19 protein-coding genes and 1 pseudogene are annotated in these 22,568 nt (G+C 72.8%); 17 read left to right on the top strand and 3 right to left on the bottom strand.

The window, feature by feature from the left end; translation table 11 throughout:
• Positions 1-45: 45 nt before the first annotated feature.
• The 5 genes from ACF1BH_RS00305 to ACF1BH_RS00285 all read left to right on the top strand — a co-directional run bounded on the left by ACF1BH_RS00305 (position 46) and on the right by ACF1BH_RS00285 (position 5,722).
• Positions 46-1,092, top strand: a complete 1,047-nt coding sequence (locus tag ACF1BH_RS00305; protein ID WP_391640970.1) for an ABC transporter ATP-binding protein — start codon at positions 46-48, stop codon at positions 1,090-1,092.
• 221 nt (positions 1,093-1,313) lie between these two features.
• Positions 1,314-2,384, top strand: a complete 1,071-nt coding sequence (locus ACF1BH_RS00300; protein ID WP_391640148.1) for an alpha/beta fold hydrolase — start codon at positions 1,314-1,316, stop codon at positions 2,382-2,384.
• Positions 2,385-2,474: 90 nt separating this feature from the next.
• Positions 2,475-3,053, top strand: coding sequence for an RNA polymerase sigma factor (locus ACF1BH_RS00295; RefSeq protein WP_391640147.1), 579 nt, complete (start codon positions 2,475-2,477; stop codon positions 3,051-3,053).
• Positions 3,050-4,033 (top strand): MGMT family protein, encoded by a 984-nt coding sequence (locus ACF1BH_RS00290; RefSeq protein WP_391640146.1) that lies wholly within the window; start codon positions 3,050-3,052, stop codon positions 4,031-4,033. The genes ACF1BH_RS00295 and ACF1BH_RS00290 overlap by 4 nt, the downstream gene beginning before the upstream one ends.
• 249 nt (positions 4,034-4,282) lie before the next feature.
• Positions 4,283-5,722 carry a M1 family metallopeptidase gene (locus tag ACF1BH_RS00285; protein WP_391640145.1) on the top strand — a complete coding sequence of 480 codons (1,440 nt, stop codon included), beginning with the start codon at positions 4,283-4,285 and terminating at the stop codon, positions 5,720-5,722.
• 18 nt (positions 5,723-5,740) lie between these two features.
• Here the strand turns inward: ACF1BH_RS00285 and ACF1BH_RS00280 are convergent, their stop codons facing one another.
• Entirely contained in the window at positions 5,741-6,370 is a 630-nt protein-coding gene (locus ACF1BH_RS00280; protein WP_391640144.1) for a trimeric intracellular cation channel family protein, read from the bottom strand.
• Between the two features lie 95 nt (positions 6,371-6,465).
• On the opposite strand from ACF1BH_RS00280, the gene ACF1BH_RS00275 reads away from it, so the two are divergent.
• Positions 6,466-7,314 carry a thioesterase family protein gene (locus ACF1BH_RS00275; protein ID WP_391640143.1) on the top strand — a complete coding sequence of 283 codons (849 nt, stop codon included), beginning with the start codon at positions 6,466-6,468 and terminating at the stop codon, positions 7,312-7,314.
• 23 nt (positions 7,315-7,337) lie between these two features.
• On the opposite strand, the pseudogene ACF1BH_RS00270 reads toward ACF1BH_RS00275, so the two are convergent.
• Positions 7,338-8,206: pseudogene (locus ACF1BH_RS00270) on the bottom strand (alpha/beta fold hydrolase).
• A 140-nt stretch (positions 8,207-8,346) separates the two neighbouring features.
• Here ACF1BH_RS00270 and ACF1BH_RS00265 point away from each other — a divergent pair.
• A complete protein-coding gene (locus tag ACF1BH_RS00265; RefSeq protein WP_391640142.1) occupies positions 8,347-9,516 on the top strand; it encodes a cysteine desulfurase family protein in 1,170 nt (389 codons plus the stop codon).
• 38 nt (positions 9,517-9,554) lie between these two features.
• Here the strand turns inward: ACF1BH_RS00265 and ACF1BH_RS00260 are convergent, their stop codons facing one another.
• Entirely contained in the window at positions 9,555-10,214 is a 660-nt protein-coding gene (locus ACF1BH_RS00260) for an N-acetylmuramoyl-L-alanine amidase (protein ID WP_391640141.1), read from the bottom strand.
• Between the two features lie 54 nt (positions 10,215-10,268).
• On the opposite strand from ACF1BH_RS00260, the gene mnmA reads away from it, so the two are divergent.
• From mnmA to ACF1BH_RS00210, 10 genes are all read left to right on the top strand, one after another.
• Positions 10,269-11,393 (top strand): tRNA 2-thiouridine(34) synthase MnmA, encoded by a 1,125-nt coding sequence (mnmA, locus tag ACF1BH_RS00255; RefSeq protein WP_391640140.1) that lies wholly within the window; start codon positions 10,269-10,271, stop codon positions 11,391-11,393.
• 231 nt (positions 11,394-11,624) lie between these two features.
• Positions 11,625-13,001 (top strand): NADP-specific glutamate dehydrogenase, encoded by a 1,377-nt coding sequence (gdhA, locus tag ACF1BH_RS00250; RefSeq protein ID WP_391640139.1) that lies wholly within the window; start codon positions 11,625-11,627, stop codon positions 12,999-13,001.
• A 115-nt stretch (positions 13,002-13,116) separates the two neighbouring features.
• On the top strand, positions 13,117-13,659 hold the full coding sequence (locus ACF1BH_RS00245) for a TIGR00730 family Rossman fold protein (protein ID WP_391640138.1): 543 nt from the start codon (positions 13,117-13,119) through the stop codon (positions 13,657-13,659).
• 103 nt (positions 13,660-13,762) lie between these two features.
• Positions 13,763-14,452, top strand: coding sequence for an SDR family oxidoreductase (locus ACF1BH_RS00240; RefSeq protein ID WP_391640137.1), 690 nt, complete (start codon positions 13,763-13,765; stop codon positions 14,450-14,452).
• 93 nt (positions 14,453-14,545) lie between these two features.
• Positions 14,546-15,595, top strand: coding sequence for a methionine synthase (locus ACF1BH_RS00235; protein ID WP_391640136.1), 1,050 nt, complete (start codon positions 14,546-14,548; stop codon positions 15,593-15,595).
• 32 nt (positions 15,596-15,627) lie between these two features.
• Entirely contained in the window at positions 15,628-17,844 is a 2,217-nt protein-coding gene (gene ligA, locus ACF1BH_RS00230) for an NAD-dependent DNA ligase LigA (protein ID WP_391640135.1), read from the top strand.
• A 157-nt stretch (positions 17,845-18,001) separates the two neighbouring features.
• Positions 18,002-20,110, top strand: coding sequence for a putative bifunctional diguanylate cyclase/phosphodiesterase (locus ACF1BH_RS00225; protein WP_391640134.1), 2,109 nt, complete (start codon positions 18,002-18,004; stop codon positions 20,108-20,110).
• Positions 20,111-20,521: 411 nt separating this feature from the next.
• Positions 20,522-20,818 carry an Asp-tRNA(Asn)/Glu-tRNA(Gln) amidotransferase subunit GatC gene (gatC, locus tag ACF1BH_RS00220; RefSeq protein ID WP_345085978.1) on the top strand — a complete coding sequence of 99 codons (297 nt, stop codon included), beginning with the start codon at positions 20,522-20,524 and terminating at the stop codon, positions 20,816-20,818.
• Positions 20,819-20,823: 5 nt separating this feature from the next.
• Positions 20,824-22,317 (top strand): Asp-tRNA(Asn)/Glu-tRNA(Gln) amidotransferase subunit GatA, encoded by a 1,494-nt coding sequence (gatA, locus tag ACF1BH_RS00215; protein ID WP_391640133.1) that lies wholly within the window; start codon positions 20,824-20,826, stop codon positions 22,315-22,317.
• Positions 22,314-22,556 carry a hypothetical protein gene (locus tag ACF1BH_RS00210; RefSeq protein ID WP_384598312.1) on the top strand — a complete coding sequence of 81 codons (243 nt, stop codon included), beginning with the start codon at positions 22,314-22,316 and terminating at the stop codon, positions 22,554-22,556. Before gatA ends, ACF1BH_RS00210 begins: the two co-directional genes overlap by 4 nt.
• The last annotated feature ends 12 nt before the right edge of the window (positions 22,557-22,568 follow it).

Here is a 22,568-nt window from a genome sequence, read left to right as displayed (position 1 = left end):
CCCGGGAAGGCTGCCGAGGCCGTCGACGAGAAGCCGGCCGAGCCCGTGACGTCGGCCGCGGCCGTGCCCGCGCCCCGGGCGGACGCCGACGGGGTGCGTACCCCGCTGCTGCGGGTGCGCGGGCTGACGCGGCACTTCCCGATCACCAAGGGGCTGCTCAAGCGGCAGGTCGGCGCCGTCCAGGCGGTCGACGGCATCGACTTCGACGTCTACCCGGGCGAGACACTGGGCGTGGTCGGCGAGTCCGGCTGCGGCAAGTCGACCATGGGGCGGCTCATCACCCGGCTCGACGAACCCACCGGCGGCACCGTCGAGTTCGAGGGGGAGGACATCACCCACCTCTCCCCGGGGAAGCTCCGCCCGATGCGCCGCGACGTCCAGATGATCTTCCAGGACCCGTACGGGTCGCTGAACCCGCGGCACACCATCGGCGGCATCGTCTCCACCCCCTTCCGCCTCCAGGGCGTCGAGCCCGAGGGCGGTGTCAAGAAGGAGGTCCAGCGGCTGCTGGAGCTGGTGGGCCTGAGCCCGGAGCACTACAACCGCTACCCGCACGAGTTCTCCGGCGGTCAGCGCCAGCGCATCGGCATCGCCCGCGCCCTCGCCCTCAAGCCGAAGCTCGTCGTCGCGGACGAGCCGGTCTCCGCGCTGGACGTCTCCATCCAGGCGCAGGTCGTCAACCTCATGGACGACCTCCAGGACGAACTGGGCCTGACGTACGTGATCATCGCGCACGACCTGTCCGTCATCCGGCACGTCTCGGACCGGATCGTGGTCATGTACCTCGGCAAGATCGTCGAGCTGGCCGACCGCACCTCCCTCTACACCACGCCGATGCACCCCTACACCAAGGCGCTGATGTCGGCGGTGCCGGTCCCCGATCCGAAGCGGCGCACCGAACGCGACCGCATCCTGCTCAAGGGCGACGTACCGTCCCCGATCAACCCGCCCTCCGGCTGCCGGTTCCGTACCCGCTGCTGGAAGGCGACCGAGACCTGCACGACGACCGAACCGCCGCTGGTCTCGCTCAAGGACGGACACAAGGTGGCCTGCCACCACCCGGAGAACGCCCCGGGACCCGGCACGGCGTGACGGCCGTGCCCCGGCGGTGGCCGGGGCACGGGAGACGGACGTGCCTCGGGGCGTCGGCAGCGGATGCCGGCGCCCCGAAATCTCTGTGCCCTCCCTGCAACCCCCGGCGTCCGGCCGGTGTTTCTTCTGTGAGACGGGACGGCGGGCGGTCCCGCGGCGCCGGTGGCGCCGTGAACGGCCGACGCCTCCCGTGGTCCGGAGAGACGGGAGCGCGTCCGATCATGACCATCGAACCCCTGGCCGGGGAGACGGCCGGAGCCCCTCGCGCCGTCGCCGAGCCGTGGGCCGGCCGTCCGGCCACCGTCCGCCGCGCCGGCGACGCGCGCTGTGCGGCAGCCGTCCCGCACCCCACCACTCCGCACGGCACAGAAAGAGGCCTCCCCATGTCCCACGGCGCACCGGCCTTCCGGCACCCCGACGGCGCGTACCACGACGTCAACGGCCACCGCCTCTGGGTGGAGAGCGAAGGGCAGGGCGACCCCGTCCTGCTGCTCGCCGGGCTCGGCCCGGCCGGATCGCATGTCGTCTTCCACCCGCACTTCGACGCACTCGCCTCCGACCACCGCGTCCTCTACGTCGACCTGCACGGACGCGGCCGCTCCGACACCCCCGACGACCTCACGGAGCTGACCTTCGCCCGCGACGTCGCCGACATCGCCGCCCTCCTCACCACCCTCGATCCGGGCCCGGTCCACCTCTACGGCTTTTCCTACGGCGGACTGATCGGCCAGGCCCTGGCGCTCGATCACCCGGAGACGGTGCGCACCCTCACCCTCGCCAACAGCCTGCACAGCCCCCAGATGTGGCAGCTCAACCACGAGAACATCAACCGCGAGCTGGAGTTGCAGTTCCCGGAGGTGTGGGAGCGGATCACCGCGCTGCGGGAGCGGGGCGTGCCCTCCACCGACCCGCGGATGCAGGCGGAGTTCGCCGCCGCGGTGAAACTGGTCCGCTTCCACCACCCCGATCACGCCTCGCTGCTCGCCACCGAACCGGGCGCCCGCAACCTCGCGCTCTACCCCCTCTTCTGCGGCGCCGACGTCGACTTCACCGTCGGCGGTGAAATCCTCCGCATCCCCGACTTCCGGCCGCGGCTGGCGGAGATCGAGGCGCCCCTGATGGTGCTGGCCGGACGGTACGACCGGGCGCTCTACCCGGCCATGCAGCGGGAGTTCGTCCGCTGGGCGCCGCGCACCCGCTTCGAAATACTGGAGCGCAGCGGCTCGTTCGGCCATGTCGAGGAGCCGGAGACGGTCCACACCCTGCTGCGCGAGTTCTGGAAGGAGCACTGACCGTGCCGGACACCGGCGCGGGTACCACCGCCCTCCCCGCATCGCGCGGGACGTGCGAAGTGCCGAAGGTGCCCATGGGGTGAAGGACGAATGGCTGAGCGACTGACCGAGCAGCTGGCCCGGGATCTCGACGGCGGCTTCGCGGAGCTGGTGCGGATCCACGGCTCGGCCGTGCGCACCTATCTGTACCGCGTGACCGGGTCGGCGACCGAGGCGGACGATCTGGGACAGGAGACCTTCCTGCGGGCCTACAAGGCGCTGCTGGACTACACACCGGAGCGCCGCGGGGAGCTGCATCCGCGGGCCTGGCTGCTGCGCATCGCCACCAATGTGTGGCGCAACGACATCCGGTCCAAGGTCCGGCGCCCGGTCGCGGCCGTCCCCGTGGAGGACTACTCCGACCGATGGGCGGACCCCGGCCCCGGCCCGGAGGAGTGGGCGTCGCGGACCGCGGAGCGTGAGCTGCTGGGCGCCGCCCTCGGAAAGCTGCCCGAGCGCTCCCGCACCGCGGTCGTGATGCGGCACGTACTGGGCATGAGTTATGTGGAAGTCGCCGAGGCACAGGGCTGCCCGGTCGGCACGGTCAAAGCGCAGGTGTCGCGGGGGCTGTTGACGTTACGGAAGTTACTGGGGCCGGAAGCGGAACATCTGAGGGAGGTGAGGACGTGAGTGGAGGAGTGAAGGGGCGGAGTTCCGGCGAGCCGGCGCTCGTACGGGCGTTGGAGGAGCTGGCGGACACCGGCCCGACCCCCTTCGAACTGAAGGTACTGCGGTATGTGGGCGTCCCCGAGGATCGCTACGACACCTATGTCCGTGTGGAGGTGCCCGCAGGGGAGCTGTACGTGGCACGGAGCGGCCCGGTGGTGACGGGAGCCGTCCTGGCCGCGGCGGTCGGCACGGCACGCGATTTCGAGGAGCGGCATCTGGCGATCACGGGCCGCAGCGCGGTGCCGGGCACCACGCCCGCCCCCGGAGTCCGCCCCGCGGTACGGACCGGCCGCGCCCGGCAGCTGCGGATCGATCTGGCGGGGGCGGGCCTGACCCACACCGAGTCCGCCGTCCTCGGCGCGGTCCGCTCGATCCCGTACGGCCAACTGCGGCCCCTGTCATGGGTCTGGCGCGAGGCCGGGCTGCACGAACCGGCGGCTCCGGACCCCGGGAGCCGGGAGGGCGGGCTTCAGGGCGGCACGCTCCGGAACGAGACCGAGCGCCACGACCCACCGCGCCACGACGTACCAAGCCACGACGCACCGCACCACAACCCACCGCGCCACGACGAGCCGTCCCATGACGTACCGCCGAACGGCGCCGCGCAGGTGACCGCGGCGCTGGCCCGTAATCCGGTGCATCTGCTGATCCCCTGCCACCGTGTCACCGACGACGAGGGGGTGCCGCAGGACGCGGCGTACGGCGGGGCGGTCGGTGCGGCGTTGCGGGCGGCCGAGGGGATCAGCCCGGAGCGGGTGCACGCCCTGGTCCGGACCCGCACCGTCTTCCTCGGCAGCGACACCACCCATATCTACTGCCATCCGCTCTGCGCGCACGCCCGCCGTATCACCCCGCGGCACCAAGTCCCCTTCCGTTCCGCCCGCGACGCCCGCCGGGCCGGATACCGGCCGTGCCGGTCCTGCCGTCCGGTCGCCGCCTGAACCGACCGCCGCGGTGCACACGGGGCCCCGAGCCCCGCGCCGATGGCCACCACTTCTTGTCCGCCCGTTCTTGTCCGCCCGGGCCCCGGCCGCCGAGGGGCGCGGTCCTGCCCCCGCCGGGCGTCCGGACGGCGGCACATGACGCTCCGCATGACGAGTTGGCAAAGTCCCCCGCCGGGGGCGGCGGCGCCGTGCAGAGTCGGCCCGCTGGAACCCCAGCATCCGTGTGTTCGAAGAGATGGGCTCACCATGGCACTCTCCGTATCCGCACTCCGTCGTCCCCGGCTGCTCGCCCTGGCCGCCGCCTGCACCGTCGTCGCCACGGTCTGTGGCGTGGCCACCGCCCCCGGCAGCGTCGCCGCGGCGCCCGTCGGAACCCCGGGCGCGCCCGGTGCCGGCGACACCTACTTCCCCGGCCTCGGCAACGGCGGCTACGACGCCCTCCACTACGACCTGGGCGTCAGCTACCACCCCTCCTCCGGCCGCCTCGACGGCCGCACCACGCTCACCGCCCGCGCCACCCAGAACCTCAGCGCTTTCGACCTCGACCTCCAGAAGCTCGACGTCGCCGCCGTCCGGGTCGACGGCCGCCCGGCGCGCTTCAGCAGATCCGGTGACGAAATCACCGTCCGGCCCGCGCGGATGCTGCGTGACGGCCGTACGTTCAGGGTGACCGTCACCTACAGCGGCGTGCCCCAGCCGCTCGGCGGGCCGATCATCTTCGGCTCCCCGTACGGCTGGATGAAGACGAAGGACGGCGTCTTCGTCGCGTGCGAGCCGAACGCCGCCTCCACGTGGTTCCCCTCCAGCGACCACCCCGGCGACAAGGCGACGTACGACATCCGCATCGACGCGCCCAAGGGGCTGACCGGCGTCTCCAACGGGCGGCTGATCGAATCCGGTGAGCGCGGCGGCCGCTCGTACGCCCACTGGCGGGAGAGCCGCCCGATGGCGACGTACCTGGCCACCGCCACCATCGGGAAGTTCGACGTCCGCACCGGCACCACCCCCGGCGGCACCCCGATCTACGTCGCCACCGACCCGACGCTGCCCGCCGGGAAGGTCGACGTCTACGGCGTCACCGCGGAGGCCACGGACTACTGGTCGAAGGTGTTCGGGCCGTACCCCTTCGAGGAGACCGGCGCCATCGTCGACGACATGCCGCAGGCGGGCTTCTCCCTGGAGGTGCAGTCCAAGCCCGCCTACTCGGCGGTCCGCAGCGAGTCCACCATCGTCCACGAGCTGGCCCACCAGTGGTTCGGCGACTCCGTCTCCGTCAAGGACTGGCAGCACATCTGGCTCAACGAGGGCTTCGCGAGCTACGCGCAGTGGCTGTGGGCCGAGCACAAGGGCACCAAGAGCGCCCACGACGCGTTCCGCGAGGCGTACGCGTCGGTGCCCGCCGACGACCCGTTCTGGAAGATCAAGGTCGCCGATCCGCAGCGGGACACGATGTTCTCCGACGCGGTGTACGACCGGGGCGCGATGACCCTCCAGGCGCTGCGCGAACGCATCGGTGACACCGCGTTCTTCAAGCTGCTGCCCGCCTGGACCGCGGCCCACCGCTACGGCAACGCCGAGACCTCGCAGTTCATCGCGCTGGCCGAGAAGATATCCGGCCGGCGGCTGGGCGACCTCTTCGACGCCTGGCTGAACACCGGCACCCGCCCGCCGCTGCCGAAGCCGTGAGGCGCCGCCCCGGCCGGATCAGCCGTCCGTGCCCTTCCGGTCCGGCGACCGGTGCGGCCGGGGCAGGTGCAGCCCGAAGTAGACCGCGCCCATCCGCAGCGCGAAGACCAGCCCGGCGGAGGCGGCGGTGGCCGCGGTGGAGCTGATGCCGAGGTGGTGCAGGGTCAGCAGGAGGGCGGCGCCGGCCAGCGCGGCGATGGCGTAGACGTCCTCGCGCAGCAGCAGCGGCGGGAACTCCCCGCACAGCACATCGCGGATGACCTCACCGGCGACGCCCGTCAGCACCGCCAGGATGAGCACCGCGAGCGGGGTGGCGCCCGCGTCGATGGCGGCGCGCGCCCCGATCACGGTGACGACGGCGAGTCCGACGGCGTCGACGACCAGCAGGGATTTCCGTGGCAGCGTCCAGAAGCGGAGATAGACCATGGTGGCCACGCCGACGCAGATGATCACGGTCAGCAGGACCCAGTCGTGCGTCCAGTACAGGGGGTGCCGGTTGAGGATCAGATCGCGCAGTGTGCCGCCGGAGATCGAGGCGGCGAAGGCGAGCACCAGACCGCCGAAGGGGTCCATGTTCGCGCGGTACGCGGCGAGCACGCCGCTCGCGGCGAACGCGGCGACACCGAACAGGTAGAGCACGTGGAGCATCCCGGAATCATCCCAGGCCGCAGCGGTCCGGCGGTCCGCCGGGCACCCCGAACTGACACTACCGGTCGGTAACTTTTCGGTGTAGCGTTCCGGCCATGGCACAGGTGACCCTTGGTAACAGCGAGTTCGACCGGGACACGGCCGTGGTGCGCCGCGCCCCGGGGCACTACGACGCGGAGCTCTCCGCCGGCTGGACGATCATCCAGGCCGTCAACGGCGGCTATCTCCTCGCCCTCATGGGCCGCGCCCTCGGCGACGCCCTGCCGCACCCCGACCCGTTCTCGGTCACCGCGCACTACCTGACGGCCTCCGTCCCCGGCCCCGCCACCATCCGCACCGAGGTGGTCCGCACCGGCCGCACCATGTCGACCGGCACCGCCACCCTCGTCCAGACCGCACCGGACGGCACCGAGGTCGAGCGGATGCGGGTGCTCGCCTCCTACGGCGACCTCGGCGCGCTCCCCGACGACGTCCGCACCAGCGCCAAACCCCCGGCGCTGCCCCCGTACGCACACTGCCTGGGCCCCGACAGCGCACCCGACGGCGGCTCGGCGATACCGGGCAGCACCGCCATCGCCGGCCGTCTCGACATCCGGCTCGACCCGGCCACCGCGGGCTGGGCCGTCGGCGCGCCCTCCGGCAAGGGCGAGATGCGCGGCTGGTTCGGTCTCGCCGACGGCCGCGAGCCGGACCCGCTCTCCCTGCTGCTGACCGTCGACGCGATGCCGCCCACCGCCTTCGACCTGGGCCTCTCCGGCTGGGTCCCGACCGTCGAGCTGACCTGCCACATCCGCTGCCGCCCGGCGCCGGGCCCACTGCGCGTCGCCATCGCCACCCGTAACCTCGCCGGCGGCTTCCTGGAGGAGGACGCCGAGGTCTGGGACTCCGCCGACCGCCTCGTCGCCCAGTCCCGCCAGCTGGCCCGCGCGCCGCTCGGCGGCTGACCGTCCGCACCGGGGCGGGCGGCTCACGCCCCGGTGCCCGCCCCCGCGGCCAGGAAATCCGCCAACTCCGCGGTCAGCTCCGCCGGGGCGTCCTCCTGGACGAGATGGCCCGCGCCCTCGATCAACCGGAGCCGGGCGCCGGGGATGCGGGCCGCGAGGTCACGGCCGCGCTCCGGCGGGATCCAGGTGTCGCGCGCGTCCCGGCACACCGGCGTCGGCAGCGTGATCTCGCCGTACCGGCCCTCGACCGCGTCCGTCATCCGCCGGTCGTTCGCCGCGATCTGCCGGTGGAACGCGGTCCGCCCCTCGGCCGTGCACCATGGCTCCACCAGGCGTTCCAGCACCTCGGGACGTAGCCCGGCGGCGCTCGCCGAGGCGACGTACTCGCGCACCGGCGCCCGGTGCAGCGTGGGCGGCAACTGGGTGAAGACCTCCGCGTGCCGCCCCAGCAGCCGGTACGCCGGGGACCCCCAGGGGGTCACCGCCACCGGGTCCACCGGCGCCGGCCGGGAATACCGCGCACCGTGCAGCAGATGAGCCCGCAGCGCCACGCAGCCCCCGAAGTCGTGGGCCGCCACGGCCGGTTCGGCCAGTTCCCAGTGGTCCAGCAGCTCGGTGAGGACCACCGCCTGCGCGGCCGGCGAGACGTCCTGCCCGGCGCGCATCTCCGGGGCGCCGTACCCCGGCATGTCCCGGACGAAGACCCGCCGCCGTCCGGCCGGCGCCCGGGCCACCGAGCGCCAGACGTACGACGAGAGCGGGTGCCGTGCAGCAGGACGACCGGCGGCTCCGCGCTTTCCTCCGGGCCGAGCGCGGTCCAGCGCACCCCGCCGGTCGAGGAGGGGAACGTCCGGTCCAGCCGCCAGGGCGTCTCGTGCGTCGTTGATGTCATGAGCGTCAGGCTGGTAACTCCTTACCATGGCGTCGAGGAGGCCGGCGGCGGGCGTGCGGGCGGCCCCTCGTGGCGGCGCCCCCGCGCGCCGGAGATGCGCCCCCGGGGCCCCGGGCGGCCGCCCGTAGAATCGGGGCACCATGGTTTACCTCGACCACGCGGCCACCACGCCGATGCTCCCCGAAGCGGTGCGGGCGATGACCGCTCAGCTGACCGTCACCGGTAACGCGTCCTCGCTGCACGCCGCCGGGCGGCGGGCCCGGCGCACCGTCGAGGAGGCGCGCGAATCGCTCGCCGCCGCCCTCGGCGCCCGCCCCAGCGAGATCGTCTTCACTGCCGGCGGCACGGAGGCCGACAACCTCGCGGTCAAGGGCCTCTACTGGTCCCGCCGGGCCGCCGACCCGGCCCGCACCCGCGTGCTGGCCAGCCCCGTCGAACACCACGCCGTCCTGGACGCCGTGGAGTGGCTCGCCACCCACGAGGGCGCCCGCGTCGAATGGCTGCCGGTCGACTCCTACGGGCGGGTGCACCCCGACGCGCTGCGCGAGGCCGTCGTCCGCAACCCCGCCGACGTCGCGCTGGCCACCGTCATGTGGGCCAACAACGAGATCGGCACCCTCCAGCCGGTACGCGAACTCGCCGACGTGGCAAGGGAGTTCGGCATCCCGCTGCACGCCGACGCGGTGCAGGCGGTCGGCCAGACCGAGGTCGACTTCGCCGCCTCCCGGCTCGCCGCCATGACCGTCTCCGGCCACAAGCTCGGCGGCCCGTACGGCATCGGCGCCCTGGTGCTGGGCCGGGAGTGGACGCCGGTGCCCGTGCTGCACGGCGGCGGCCAGGAACGCCAGGTCCGCTCCGGCACCCTCGACACCCCCGCGATCGTGGCGTTCGCCGCCGCCGCGCGCCATGCGGTGGAGCACCGCGAGGAGTTCGCCCGCGAGATCGGCGGCCTCCGCGACGACCTGATCAAGGCGGTACGCGCCGCCGCGCCCGACGCCGTCCTCGGCGGCGACCCGGACCCGGCCGGCCGGCTCCCCGCCAACGCGCACTTCTCCTTCCCCGGCTGCGAGGGCGACTCCCTGCTGCTGCTCCTCGACGCCCGGGGCATCGCCTGCTCCACCGGCTCGGCCTGCACCGCCGGGGTCGCCCAGCCCAGCCACGTCGTGCTCGCCACCGGCACCTCACCCGAGCTGGCCCGCGGCACGCTCCGCTTCTCCCTGGGCCACACCTCGACCGCCGAGGACGTCGCGGCGCTCGCCGAGGCCATCGGCCCGGTGGTCGAACGCGCCCGGCAGGCCGGCCTGAGCTGACCGGAGCCGTCCCCGGGCCGCGCGCCCGGGGCGGCCGGCTACGCGGCGCCCTTGGGCGGGGTCTTCCGCAGCTCCCCGCGGACCAGCCGCAGATAGCCGTCCCAGTCCCAGTGCGGCCCCGGATCGGTGTGGTCGGCGCCCGGCACCTCGGAGTGGCCCACTATGTGCGCGCGGTCGGCGGGGAAGCCGTAGCGGCGGCATATTCCGGCGGTCAGCCGCGCCGAGGCGGCGTACATCGCCGTCGTGAAGGACTCCGGGCGGTCCACGAACCCCTCGTGCTCGATGCCGATGCTGCGTTCGTTGTACGCGCGGTTGCCCGCGTGGAACGCGACGTCCAGCTCCCGCACGACCTGCGCGAGGTGGCCGTCCCTGCGCACCACGTAGTGCGAGGCGGCCGCGTGGAGCGGGTTCTGGAAGACCTTCAGCGCCGTCGCGAAGCTGCCCTGGACGACATGGATCACCACCCGGTCTATGCGGTAGTCGTCCGGGCGGTCGGCCCGCCGCCAGTTCGCCGAGGACGCCGCGACCCACTCCGCGCCCGGCTGGTCGACGGCGCCGGGGGTCCGCGGCTTCGCGGTGCCCGGCAGCCCGCCGCGGGACGCGACGACGCCGGAACCGACGGCCACCACCGCGGCGCCGCCGATCCACAGCGCACGCCGTCTGCTGATGCCGGATCCGGTCCGCTCCGTCTTCCCCATGCGCTGGACAACGCGTACGGGACTGTCGGTGGTTCCGTCTACTCTGGAGAAGTTATGACTGACGCACCCCGCCTGCGCGTACTCGCCGCCATGTCCGGCGGTGTCGACTCCGCCGTCGCCGCCGCCCGCGCCGCCGAGGCCGGCCACGACGTGACCGGCGTGCACCTCGCGCTGTCCGAGAATCCGAAGTCGTTCCGGACCGGCGCCCGTGGCTGCTGCACCATCGAGGACTCCCACGACGCCCGCCGCGCCGCCGACGTCATCGGCATCCCCTTCTACGTCTGGGATCTTGCCGAGCGCTTCCGCGAGGACGTCGTCGAGGACTTCGTCGCCGAGTACGAGGCGGGCCGCACCCCCAACCCCTGCCTGCGCTGCAACGAGAAGATCAAGTTCGCCGCGCTGCTCGACAAGGCCCTCGCCCTCGGCTTCGACGCCGTCTGCACCGGCCACTACGCCACCGTCGTGCTGCGCGAGGACGGCAGCCGCGAGCTGCACCGCGCCTCCGACATGGCCAAGGACCAGTCGTACGTCCTCGGCGTGCTCGACGACCGGCAGCTGGCGCACGCGATGTTCCCGCTGGGCGACACCCGCACCACCAAGGCGGAGATCCGTGAGGAGGCCGCCCGGCGCGGCCTGTTCGTCGCCAAGAAGCCGGACAGCCACGACATCTGCTTCATCGCCGACGGCGACACCCAGGGCTTCCTCGCCAAGCGGCTGGGCACCGCCGAGGGCGCCATCGTCGACGAGTCCGGCACCCGCCTCGGCAGCCACGACGGCGCCTACGGCTTCACCATCGGCCAGCGCAAGGGCCTGCGCATCGGCACCCCCGCCGCCGACGGCAAGCCGCGTTACGTCCTCGACATCTCCCCGGTCGACAACACCGTCACCGTCGGCCCCGCCGCCTCCCTCGACGTCACCGCGCTCACCGCGATACGCCCCCGCTGGTGCGGCCGCCCGCCGGCCGGCGGCCCGGCCACGTACACCGCCCAGCTGCGCGCCCACGGCGGTGAGACGGAGGTCCGCGCCGAGCTGACCGACGGCGAGGAACTGCACGTCACCTTCGCCGAACCGGTCCGCGGCGTCGCCCCCGGCCAGGCCATCGTCCTCTACGACGGCACCCGCGTCGTCGGCTCCGCCACCATCGCCACGACCCGCAGGCGGGCGGCGGCGGAGGCGTAGGAGGGGCCGACGCCTGGAAGGGAAGGTTCCGTACGGACGCCTGCCCTGCGTCCGGCACGGCCGGATTCCGCGGTGCGGATGAGGTTTTCCCCACAGTGCTCTCGATGTGAGGCCCTGCGGCAAATAGTCTCGGTACCGCGACAGGACGTTCAGTAAGCCGCCGCCCCTTTCGATTTCGGCTGGAATCGGGGCGCGGGCGGCTTTTCGTCGGTCATGAAGGGATCCGAAAGCATGTCGACTGTTCATTCCGAGGGCCGTTCCGGGGTTCACCCGGGGTGGCACGAGGCCCTGCACGCGGAGCTGGTCCGGCGGAATCCCGGGGAGCCGGAATTCCACCAGGCGGCGCTGGAGGTGCTGGAGACACTGGCCCCGGTGCTCGCGGCGCGTCCGGAGTTCGCCGAGGCCAGGATCGTGGAGCGGATCTGTGAGCCCGAGCGGCAGATCATCTTCCGGGTGCCGTGGCAGGACGATTCCGGGGCGATCCGCGTCAACCGGGGCTTCCGGGTGGAATTCAACAGCGCACTCGGTCCGTACAAGGGCGGACTGCGGTTTCATTCCTCGGTCAATCTCGGGATCGTGAAGTTCCTCGGTTTCGAGCAGATCTTCAAGAATTCCCTCACCGGCCTCAATATCGGCGGCGGTAAGGGCGGCAGCGACTTCGATCCGCACGGCCGGTCCGACGCCGAGGTCATGCGGTTCTGTCAGTCGTTCATGACGGAGCTGTACCGGCATCTGGGCGAGCACACCGACGTACCGGCCGGTGACATCGGCGTCGGCGGCCGCGAGATCGGCTACCTCTTCGGCCAGTACCGGCGGATCACCAACCGCTGGGAGGCCGGGGTGCTCACCGGCAAGGGCCTCGACTGGGGCGGCTCCAAGGCCCGTACGGAGGCCACCGGCTACGGCAACGTCCTCTTCACCGAGGAGATGCTCAAGCGGCGCGGCGAGGAGTTCGACGGCCGGCAGGTCACCGTCTCCGGCTCCGGCAATGTCGCCATCTACACCATCGAGAAGGCGCAGGCGCTCGGCGCGCACGTCCTGACCTGCTCGGACTCCGGCGGCTATGTCGTCGACGAGAAGGGCATCGACCTGCCGCTGCTCCAGCAGATCAAGGAGGTCGAGCGCGGCCGGATCTCCGAGTACGCCGAGCGGCGCGGCAGTTCGGCCCGGTACGTCGCGGGCGGCAGCGTGTGGGATGTCCCCTGCGACGTCGCGCTCCCGTCGGCCACCCAGAACGAGCTGGACGCGGACGCCGCCCGGACGCTGATCCGCAACGGCGTCAAGGCCGTCTCGGAGGGCGCCAACATGCCGGCCACCCCGGAGGCGGTGACGCTGCTGAAGGAGGCGGGCGTCGCGTTCGGGCCGGGCAAGGCGGCCAACGCGGGTGGCGTCGCCACCAGCGCGCTGGAGATGCGGCAGAACTCCGCGCGCGAGGCGTGGAGCTTCGAGCGGGCCGAGGGTGAACTCGCCGCGATCATGCGGAACATCCACGACACCTGCTACGAGACGGCCGAGCGCTTCGGCCTGCCGGGCGACTATGTCGCGGGCGCGAACATCGCGGGCTTCGAGCGGGTCGCGGACGCGATGCTCGCCCAGGGCCTGATCTGACGCGCCCGGCGGCCCCGCCCAACGACGTGCGGGGCCGGCGGTGCCGGTCGCGGGACCGGCGCCTCCACCGTGGTCGGCCGAGGGACACCGCTCCCCGACTCGTAAGCTGGCGCGTATGAACATCTGCGTCTTCTGCTCCGCCGCCGACCTCGACGACCGCTACACCACCCCCGCCCGCCAGTTCGCCGAGCTGATCGGCAAGGGCGGCCACTCCCTGGTGTGGGGTGGATCCGACACCGGCCTGATGAAGGTCATGGCGGACGGTGTGCAGGAGACCGGCGGACGGCTGATCGGCGTCTCCGTGGAGTTCCTGGCACACAAGGCGCGCTCCGGCGCCGACGAGATGGTCGTCACCCGGGACCTCGCCGAACGCAAGGCGCAGCTGCTGGAGCGGGCCGACGCGATCGTGATCATGGTCGGCGGCACCGGCACCCTCGACGAGGCCACCGAGATCCTGGAGCTGCGCAAGCACGGGATGCACACCAAGCCGGTCGTCCTGCTGAACACCGCGGGCTTCTACGACGGCCTCAAGGAGCAGTTCCAGCGCATGGAGACCGAGGGCTTCCTGCCGATCCCCCTGACCGAGCTGGTCTTCTTCGCCGAGGACGGCGTGGGCGCCCTGGCGTACCTGGAGGAGCAGGCGGGCATCACCGCCTGAGCGGTCGGTCACGCCATACGCCCAGGTCACCGGCAGTCCGGCGGTGTCACGGCCCGCGCCGGGGGTGCGGGGGAGCGCCCCGGTGGCTCGTTAGGATCGGGGTATGGGTACGCACTTGATCACGGGCGCAGGGTCGGGCATCGGAGCGGCGGTCGCACGGCGGCTGGCGGAGCGCGGGGAGGACCTGTGGCTGCTGGCCCGGGACGCCGGGCGCGCCAAGGAACTGGCCGCGCGGTACCCGGGTGCCCGGACGCTCGTCGGCGACCTCGCCACCCCGGAGAAGCTGGACTGGGCGCTGGGCAAGCAGCCGCTGCCCGAACGCCTCGACTCGCTGATGCACATCGCCGGCGTCCTCGAACTGGGCGCCATCGGCGACTTCGGCGCCAAGGCGTGGCAGCGGACGCTCGCCGCCAACCTCGTCTCGCCCGCCGAGCTGACCCGGCTGCTGCTGCCGCTGGTCCGCGTCGCCAAGGGCCACGTGGTCTTCGTCAACTCCGGCGCCGGGCTGCGCGCCAACCCGGAGTGGGGCGCGTACGCGGCGAGCAAGCACGGGCTGAAGGCGCTCGCCGACGCGCTGCGCGGCGAGGAGCACGGCAACGGCGTGCGGGTCACCTCCGTCTACCCCGGGCGTACCGCCACGCCGATGCAGGCCAGCACGCACCAGCAGGAGGGCAAGGAGTACGACCCGGCGCGCTGGATCGACCCCGAGTCGGTCGCGACGGCCATCCTCACCGCCGTCGACCTGCCGCGGGACGCCGAGATCAACGACCTCTCGGTCCGCCCGGGGCGCTGAGCCCCGCCCGCCCCGGAGGGCGCCCACCACCCGGCGGCGCCTCCGGGCGGGCCGCCCGCCACCGGGAGACGCGCCGCGTCATACGCTTCCGGGGTGAGCGAGAACAGCACGAGTGAGCGCAGCGGCACGGACGGGCGGGGCGGCGCGCGCCCCTGGGGCGCGGGGACGGCGACCGCCGTGGGCTCGATGCCCGGCGGCGACGCGCGTGAGGCGGTCAAGACCGTCACCGGTTCGCTGGAGACCTTCCCGCACCTGCCGGAGCTGCCCGCCCGCGGCCCCGGCGCCGACATGATCGGCCGGACCTGCGGCCTCCTCGTCGAGCTGTACGCCCATGTGGAGCCCAGCGGCTGGCGGATCAGCGACCGCCCCGGGCGCGACACCCGCCGCGCCCGCGCCTGGCTCGGCGAGGACCTCGACGCCCTGGAGGAGTTCACCCAGGGGTACGAGGGTCCGCTGAAGGTCTCCGCCGTCGGGCCGTGGACCCTCGCCGCCGCTCTGGAGCTGCGGGGCGGCGAGGCGGCGGTCAGCGACCCCGGCGCCTGCCGCGACCTCACCGCCTCCCTGGCCGAGGGCGTCCGCGCCCACCTCGCGGACCTGCGGCGCCGGGTGCCCGGCGCGCAGCCGGTGCTCCAGCTCGACGAGCCGTCGCTCACCGCCGTGCTCCAGGGCCGCGTCAAGTCCGCCAGCGGATACCGCACCCACCCCGCCGTCGACCGCGCCGACGTCGAGGGCGCGCTGCGGAGCCTCGTCGAGGCGGCGGACGGCGTCCCCGTCGTCGTCCATTCGTGCGCGCCCGCCGTCCCGTTCGCGCTGCTGCGCCGGGCCGGTGCCGCGGGCATCTCGTTCGATTTCTCCCTGCTCACCGAGCGTGAGGAGGAGGCGATCGGTGAGGCCGTGGAGGGCGGCACCGCGCTCTTCGCCGGGGTGGTGCCCGCCGCGCGCGGCCGATTGTCAGACCCTGCCGGTAGCGTCATGGGGGTCAGGACGCTGTGGCGCAGGCTGGGGCTGACGCCGGGGACTCTCGCCGAGTCCGTGGTGGTCACCCCGTCGTGCGGGCTCGCGGGCGCTTCGCCCGCATACGCCCGCTCCGTGCTCGCCCATGTCGTCCGGGCCGCGACCTCGCTCGCAGACAACCCTGAGTGACGACCACTCACGGACCACGGGAGGACAACACGGTGGCTGGCGAACAGCACGCAGCGGCATCAGAGGTGCCCGCGGCGGCGCGGGAGGAGCACGCGCAGCTCGCTGAGCAGATCGAGGAGCACCGCTTCCGGTACTACGTGAAGGACGCTCCGGTCATCAGCGACGCGGAGTTCGACCGGCTGCTGCGCTCCCTGGAGGCGATGGAGGAGCAGTACCCCGAGCTGCGCACCCCGGATTCCCCGACCCAGAAGGTCGCCGGTGCGTACGCCACGGAATTCACCGAGGTCGAGCACCGCCAGCGAATGCTCTCCCTCGACAACGCCTTCGACGACGAGGAGCTGGCGGCCTGGGCCGAGCGGCTCGCCGGGGAGCTGGGCGGCGACCCGAAGAGCGCCGGCTACCACTTCCTGTGCGAGCTGAAGGTGGACGGCCTCGCCGTCAACCTCACCTACGAGCACGGCCGCCTCACCCGCGCCGCCACCCGCGGCGACGGCCGCACCGGCGAGGACATCACCCCCAACGTCCGTACCATCGCCGAGATCCCGCACCGCCTCACCGGCGAGCGGATCCCGGAGCTGGTCGAGGTCCGCGGGGAGGTGTACTTCCCCATGGAGAAGTTCCTGGAGCTCAACGAACGCCTCGTCGTCGACGGCAAGCCCCCGTTCGCCAATCCGCGCAACGCCGCCGCCGGTTCGCTCCGCCAGAAGGACCCCAAGGTCACCGCCACCCGGCCGCTGCACATGGTCGTCCACGGCGTCGGCGCCCGGCAGGGCTTCGACATCGACTGCCAGTCGCACGCCTACGACCTGCTGCGCGAATGGGGCCTGCCCACCGCCACGCACAACCGCGTCGTCGACTCCCTCGCCGCCGTCCGCGAGTTCATCGCCCGCTACGGCGACGCCGAGACCCGCCGCACCGCCGTCGAGCACGAGATCGACGGTGTGGTCGTCAAGCTCGACGAGATCCCGCTCCAGGGGCGGCTGGGCTCCACCTCCCGCGCGCCGCGCTGGGCCATCGCCTGGAAGTACCCGCCGGAGGAGGTCAACACCAAGCTCGTCGACATCCGCGTCGGCGTGGGCCGCACCGGCCGCGTCACGCCGTACGCCGTCGTCGAGCCGGTGACCGTCGCCGGGTCCGAGGTCGAGTTCGCCACGCTCCACAACCAGGACGTCGTCAAGGCCAAGGGCGTCCTCATCGGCGACACCGTCGTCATCCGCAAGGCGGGCGACGTCATCCCGGAGATCCTCGGCCCGGTCGTCGATCTGCGCGACGGCGGCGAGCGGGAGTTCGTCATGCCCGCCGACTGCCCCGAGTGCGGTACGCCGCTGCAGCCGGCCAAGGAGGGCGACATCGACCTGCGGTGTCCCAACGCCCGCTCCTGCCCCGCCCAGATCCGCGAGCGGCTCTTCTACCTCGCCGGGCGCAAGTGCCTCGACATCGAGAACTTCGGCTATGTCGCCGCCACCGCGCTCAGCCAGCCGCTGGAGCCCGCCGAGCCGCCGCTCAAGGACGAAGGGGATCTTTTCGGCCTCTCCATCGAGCAGCTGCTGCCCATCAAGTCCTACGTTCTGGACCCGGATTCCGGACTGCCCAAGCGGGACCCGAAGACCGGCGAAGAGAAGATCGTGACGTTCTTCGCCAACCAGAAGGGCGAGCCGAAGAAGAACGCCCTGGCCATGCTGGAGAACATCCAGGCGGCCAAGGAACGCCCGCTGGCCCGGATCATCACCGGCCTGTCGATCCGTCATGTCGGCCCGGTGGCCGCCGAGGCGCTGGCCCGCGAGTTCCGCTCGATCGACCGCATCCGCGAGGCCGACGAGGCGGAGCTGGCCGCGGTGGAGGGCGTCGGGCCCACCATCGCCGCCTCCCTCAAGCGCTGGTTCGAGGTCGACTGGCACCGCCAGATCATCGAGAGCTGGCGCGCGGCCGGTGTCCGGATGGAGGAGGAGCAGCAGGACGACGAGGGCCCGCGCCCCCTGGAAGGCGTCACCGTCGTCGTCACCGGCACCCTGGCGTCCCACACCAGAGATGGCGCGAAAGAGGCCCTGCAGAGTCTCGGCGCGAAGGTGACCGGTTCCGTTTCCAAGAAGACCGGATTCGTCGTCGTGGGTGACAACCCCGGTTCCAAGTACGACAAGGCGATGCAGCTGAAGGTGCCCGTCCTGGACGACGACGGCTTCGCGGTACTGCTGGAACAAGGGCCCGACGCGGCACGCGAGGTGGCGGTCACACCGCCTGAGGAGGAGTGACAGGGCCGCCCCTTCGGCGCATACCAGAGTGATCGGGATGGCCGGGTCGCATTCGGGCAACCGCTGCCGATCGCTGCCCGTAGGGGCCCTTCGCGTCCTACTGTTGAGGGGTGCGCCTGCCGTGGCGCGGGCACAGCCGGCTGTGAGAGGGATCGGAATGAAACCGACCGACAGCGCCGCTCCGGCGCCGCGGCTCCGCCGGCTTGTCGTGCCGGCGCTGCCCGCCGCCTTCACCGTCCTCGCGGCTCTCACCCTCCTGACCGGGGTGATCTGGACGCTGGGCGAGCGGCGGGCGCTGTTCCCCTCCGGCACCGTCGGCTGGTCGCTGGCGGTGCTCACCGGCATCATCGTCGGCCATCTCGTGGCCCTCGGCCGGGACCGCTGGTGGGGCGGCACCGGCTCCGGCGCCGCCCTGGCCCTCGCGGTCGTCCTGCTCTACGGCTGGATGCCCGCGGTCCTGGTCAGCCTCTCCGTCGTCGTCCTCGTCGGCGCCGCCCGCCGCCACCGCTGGCGGCAGGCGGTCCTCCACGGCGCGGTCGACCTGCTGGGCGTGGGGGCCGCCGCCCTCGGCAGCACGGCCCTCGGCAGCACCGCCACGGTCCGCCACCCCTGGCACCCCGAGGTGTGGGACCTCTCCGTCCTGCCGCAGGTCGTCGCGGCCGCCGCCTGCTACCTCCTCGTCACCCGCGGCCTGTTGTGGTGCACCCTGCTGCCGCGCGGCGGCGGCCTGCCCACCGTCACCCGCACCGCGCTGACCCGTCAGATGCTCGTCGGCGTCGCGCTGTTCGGCATCGCCCCGCTGATCGCCGTCACCGCCGACCACGCCCCGCTGCTGCTGCCGTTCTACGCCGTCCCGCTCATCGCCCTCGACTCCACCCTCTGGATCGCCCGCGCCCGCGCCGAGGAGCAGTTGCGCGATCCGCTCACCGGACTCCCCAACCGCCAGTGGCTGCTGGAGCGCACCTGGTCCGCGCTGGACGAGGCCGAGCGGATCGAGGCCCGGTGCGCCCTGGTCCTGATCGACCTCGACCGCTTCCGCTCGGTCAACGACACGCTCGGACACCTCGCCGGTGACCGCCTGCTGCTGCAGATCGCCGACCGGTTGCGCGACGCCCTGCCACGCGGCGCCGAGGCGGCCCGGCTCGGCGGGGACGAATTCGCCGTCCTGCTCCCCACCGCGGACTCCCTCACCAGCGCCCAGCGGGTGGCCCGCAACCTCGTCGCCACCCTGGGATCCCCCCTCGACCTCGACGGTCTGACCCTCGTACTCGAAGCGAGCGCGGGGGTCGCCGTCTTCCCGGACCACGCGCTGGACGCCGAGGGGCTGCTGCGCCGCGCCGACGTCGCGATGTACCAGGCCAAGCGGGACCGCAGCGGCGTCGAGGTCTACGAGGCCCGGCGCGACGGCAACACCCCCGACCGCCTCGGCCTCCTCGGCGATCTGCGCCGCGCCCTCGACGCCGGGGACGTCGAGCTGCACTACCAGCCGAAGGTCGGCTTCGACGGCCAGGTCGCGGGCCTGGAGGCGCTGGTGCGCTGGGTGCACCCGGACCGCGGGCGGGTCCCTCCCGACGAGTTCATCGCCATCGCCGAGACCTCCGGCCTGATGCCCCGGCTGACGGAGTACGTCCTGGAGACCGCGCTCGCCCAGGTGGCGCGGTGGCGGGCGATGGGTCTGGAGGTGCCGGTCGCGGTCAACGTGTCGCCGCGCGACGTCCACTCCCCGGGCTTCGCGGGCGCGGTCGCCGCCCGCCTCGCCCGGCACCGCGTCCCGCCCGGCGCCCTCCAGCTGGAGATCACCGAGCATGTGCTGCTGGAGGACCCGCAGCGGGCCGCCGACACCCTCGCCGGGCTGACCGGCCACGGCGTCAAGATGTCCCTCGACGACTTCGGCACCGGCTACTCCTCCCTGGTCCATCTGCGGCGGCTGCCGGTCAGCGAGCTGAAGATCGACCGTTCCTTCGTCGCCCGGCTCGCGGTCGACAACGAGGACGCCGAGATCGTCCGCTGCACCCTCGACCTCGCCCACTCCCTCGGGCTGCTGGTCGTCGCCGAGGGCGTGGAGGACGACGAGACCTGGGAGCGCCTGCGCGACCTCGGGTGCGACGCCGTGCAGGGCTGGCTGGTGGCGGCGGCGATGCCACCGGACGAGACCACCGCCTGGCTGCGCGCCCGCGGCAAGAGCGGGTGGCACCGTGAATCGGAGACGGCCGCCCTGGCGGCGGAGAAGGCGGGGGACCGCCCTTCGGGACAGGTCCTGAACTGAGGACCCGGCCACCGGCCGACCCACCCGACCCGCCTTCCCGCCCCGACCACACCGCCCGCCCGTCGCCGGGCGCGCCCCCCGCACCCGGGGAAGGCTCCGCGCCGGACCCGTCCGGCACACCACCCGGAGGCGGCCGTCCCGCCGGTCCCGCCGCGTCCGCCGGTCCCGGCGTCCCCGCGCCGCCCGGGGAACCGGACCTGCCCGGCGACCCCGGGGCCCCGCCCTCCGGGCACCGCTGACCCGCGCCGGGACGCCACCGTGACCCGGCCGCCGGTGCCGCCCGCCCGGCCCGCGGGAACGCAGGCGCGGCTCCGTACGCCGGGGCCATAGGATTGGGCCGTACAGATTCACGTAGATCTCCGACAGATTCACGTTCACGTAGAACTCCGAGAACCAGCAGAGGAACGCTGCATGCCTGGCATCACGCGCGAGGAGGTCTCTCACCTCGCCCGGCTGGCACGTCTGGAGCTGAAGGACGAAGAGCTCGACCACTTCGCCGGACAGCTCGACGACATCATCGGCGCGGTCGCCCGCGTCTCCGAGGTCGCCGACCAAGACGTACCGCCGACCTCCCACCCGCTGCCCCTGACCAACGTCATGCGGGCGGACGAGGTCCGTCCGTCGCTCACTCCCGAGCAGGCGCTCTCCGGCGCCCCCGCCCAGGAGCAGCAGCGTTTCAAGGTGCCGCAGATCCTGGGGGAGGAGTGACCGACATGGCAGACCTGATCAAGCTCACCGCCGCCGAGACCGCGGCGAAGATCGCGTCCGGCGAGGTCACCGCCGTCGAGGTGACCGAGGCCCACCTGGCCCGTATCGAGGCCGTGGACGAGAAGGTGCACGCCTACCTCCACGTCGACCGCGAAGGCGCGCTGGCCCAGGCCCGCGCCGTCGACGAGAAGCGTGCCCGCGGCGAGAAGCTCGGCCCGCTGGCCGGTGTCCCGCTCGCGCTGAAGGACATCTTCACCACGCAGTCCATGCCCACCACCGTCGGCTCCAAGATCCTCGAAGGCTGGATCCCGCCGTACGACGCGACGCTCACCAAGCGCCTCAAGGACGCGGACGTCGTCATCCTCGGCAAGACCAACATGGACGAGTTCGCCATGGGGTCCTCCACCGAGAACAGCGCCTACGGCCCGACCGGCAACCCCTGGGACCTCACCAAGATCCCCGGCGGCTCCGGCGGCGGTTCCTCGGCCGCCCTCGCCTCCTTCCAGGCCCCGCTCGCCATCGGCACGGACACCGGCGGCTCCATCCGCCAGCCCGCCGCCGTCACCGGCACCGTCGGCGTCAAGCCCACCTACGGCGCTGTCTCCCGCTACGGCATGGTGGCCTTCTCCTCCTCCCTCGACCAGGGCGGTCCCTGCGCCCGTACGGTCCTGGACGCGGCGCTGCTGCACGAGGCGATCGCCGGCCACGACGCGCTGGACTCCACCTCCATCGACGCGCCGGTTCCGCCGGTCGTCGAGGCGGCCCGCAACGGCACCGTCCAGGGCATGCGCGTCGGCGTCGTCAAGCAGTTCCGCGGCGAGGGCTACCAGGCCGGTGTCGTGCAGCGCTTCGACGAGTCGGTCGAGCTGCTCAAGAGCCTCGGCGCCGAGATCGTCGAGCTGGACTGCCCCTCCTTCGACCTGGCGCTCTCCGCGTACTACCTGATCGCGCCGTCCGAGTGCTCCTCGAACCTCGCCCGGTTCGACGCGATGCGCTACGGCCTGCGGGTGGGCGACGACGGCTCGAAGTCCGCCGAGGAGGTCACCGCCCTCACCCGTGAGGCCGGCTTCGGCGACGAGGTCAAGCGCCGCATCATCCTCGGCACCTATGCGCTCAGCTCCGGCTACTACGACGCGTACTACGGCAGCGCCCAGAAGGTTCGCACGCTCATCACGCGGGAGTTCGAGGCCGCGTTCGAGAAGGTCGACGTCATCGTCTCCCCGACGACGCCCACCACGGCCTTCCCGATCGGCGAGCGCGCCGACGACCCGATGGCGATGTACCTCGCCGACCTGTGCACCATCCCGACGAACCTCGCCGGCAACGCCGCCATGTCGCTGCCCTGCGGCCTGGCGCCGGAGGACGGCCTGCCCGTCGGACTGCAGATCATCGCCCCCGCCATGAAGGACGACCGGCTGTACCAGGTCGGAGCCGCCGTCGAGGCCGCCTTCGTGGAAAAGTGGGGCCACCCGCTGCTCGAGGAGGCACCGTCACTGTGAGCAACATCGGCAAGAAGGCCAAGAACTTCAAGAAGTCGAAGTCCGGTGTGTACCTGTCGATCGGCACCACCGCGTTCGGTGCCTTCGGCGTGTTCAAGCAGGCCCGCGAGGCCCGCAACGAGCACGACACGCTGCGGCTGATCGACGCCGGCGTCTCCGCCGCGGCGATCGTCACCGGCCTGGCGATCCTCTACCGCGAACTGAAGCGCCTGGGCGACGACGACGTCCTGCTGGGCTGAGAGGGAAAGTTT

Origin of the sequence: Streptomyces sp. NPDC014733 (assembly GCF_043083385.1) — a bacterium.
Taxonomy (GTDB): domain Bacteria; phylum Actinomycetota; class Actinomycetes; order Streptomycetales; family Streptomycetaceae; genus Streptomyces.
The sequence above is the reverse complement of the archived record's forward strand: the minus strand, read 5'-3'. Positions and strand labels throughout refer to the sequence as shown.

What these genes read in the sequence shown, in the direction of transcription:
- ACF1BH_RS00280 (WP_391640144.1), bottom strand. Translation starts at nt 6,370, where the DNA reads ATGCTCCACGTGCTCTACCTGTTCGGTGTCGCCGCGTTCGCCGCGAGC.
- ACF1BH_RS00285 (WP_391640145.1), top strand. Translation starts at nt 4,283, where the DNA reads ATGGCACTCTCCGTATCCGCACTCCGTCGTCCCCGGCTGCTCGCCCTG.
- ACF1BH_RS00245 (WP_391640138.1), top strand. Translation starts at nt 13,117, where the DNA reads ATGAACATCTGCGTCTTCTGCTCCGCCGCCGACCTCGACGACCGCTAC.
- ACF1BH_RS00225 (WP_391640134.1), top strand. Translation starts at nt 18,002, where the DNA reads ATGAAACCGACCGACAGCGCCGCTCCGGCGCCGCGGCTCCGCCGGCTT.
- ACF1BH_RS00265 (WP_391640142.1), top strand. Translation starts at nt 8,347, where the DNA reads ATGGTTTACCTCGACCACGCGGCCACCACGCCGATGCTCCCCGAAGCG.
- gatC (WP_345085978.1), top strand. Translation starts at nt 20,522, where the DNA reads ATGCCTGGCATCACGCGCGAGGAGGTCTCTCACCTCGCCCGGCTGGCA.
- ACF1BH_RS00275 (WP_391640143.1), top strand. Translation starts at nt 6,466, where the DNA reads ATGGCACAGGTGACCCTTGGTAACAGCGAGTTCGACCGGGACACGGCC.
- gdhA (WP_391640139.1), top strand. Translation starts at nt 11,625, where the DNA reads ATGTCGACTGTTCATTCCGAGGGCCGTTCCGGGGTTCACCCGGGGTGG.
- ACF1BH_RS00295 (WP_391640147.1), top strand. Translation starts at nt 2,475, where the DNA reads ATGGCTGAGCGACTGACCGAGCAGCTGGCCCGGGATCTCGACGGCGGC.
- ACF1BH_RS00300 (WP_391640148.1), top strand. Translation starts at nt 1,314, where the DNA reads ATGACCATCGAACCCCTGGCCGGGGAGACGGCCGGAGCCCCTCGCGCC.
- ACF1BH_RS00260 (WP_391640141.1), bottom strand. Translation starts at nt 10,214, where the DNA reads ATGGGGAAGACGGAGCGGACCGGATCCGGCATCAGCAGACGGCGTGCG.
- gatA (WP_391640133.1), top strand. Translation starts at nt 20,824, where the DNA reads ATGGCAGACCTGATCAAGCTCACCGCCGCCGAGACCGCGGCGAAGATC.
- mnmA (WP_391640140.1), top strand. Translation starts at nt 10,269, where the DNA reads ATGACTGACGCACCCCGCCTGCGCGTACTCGCCGCCATGTCCGGCGGT.
- ACF1BH_RS00240 (WP_391640137.1), top strand. Translation starts at nt 13,763, where the DNA reads ATGGGTACGCACTTGATCACGGGCGCAGGGTCGGGCATCGGAGCGGCG.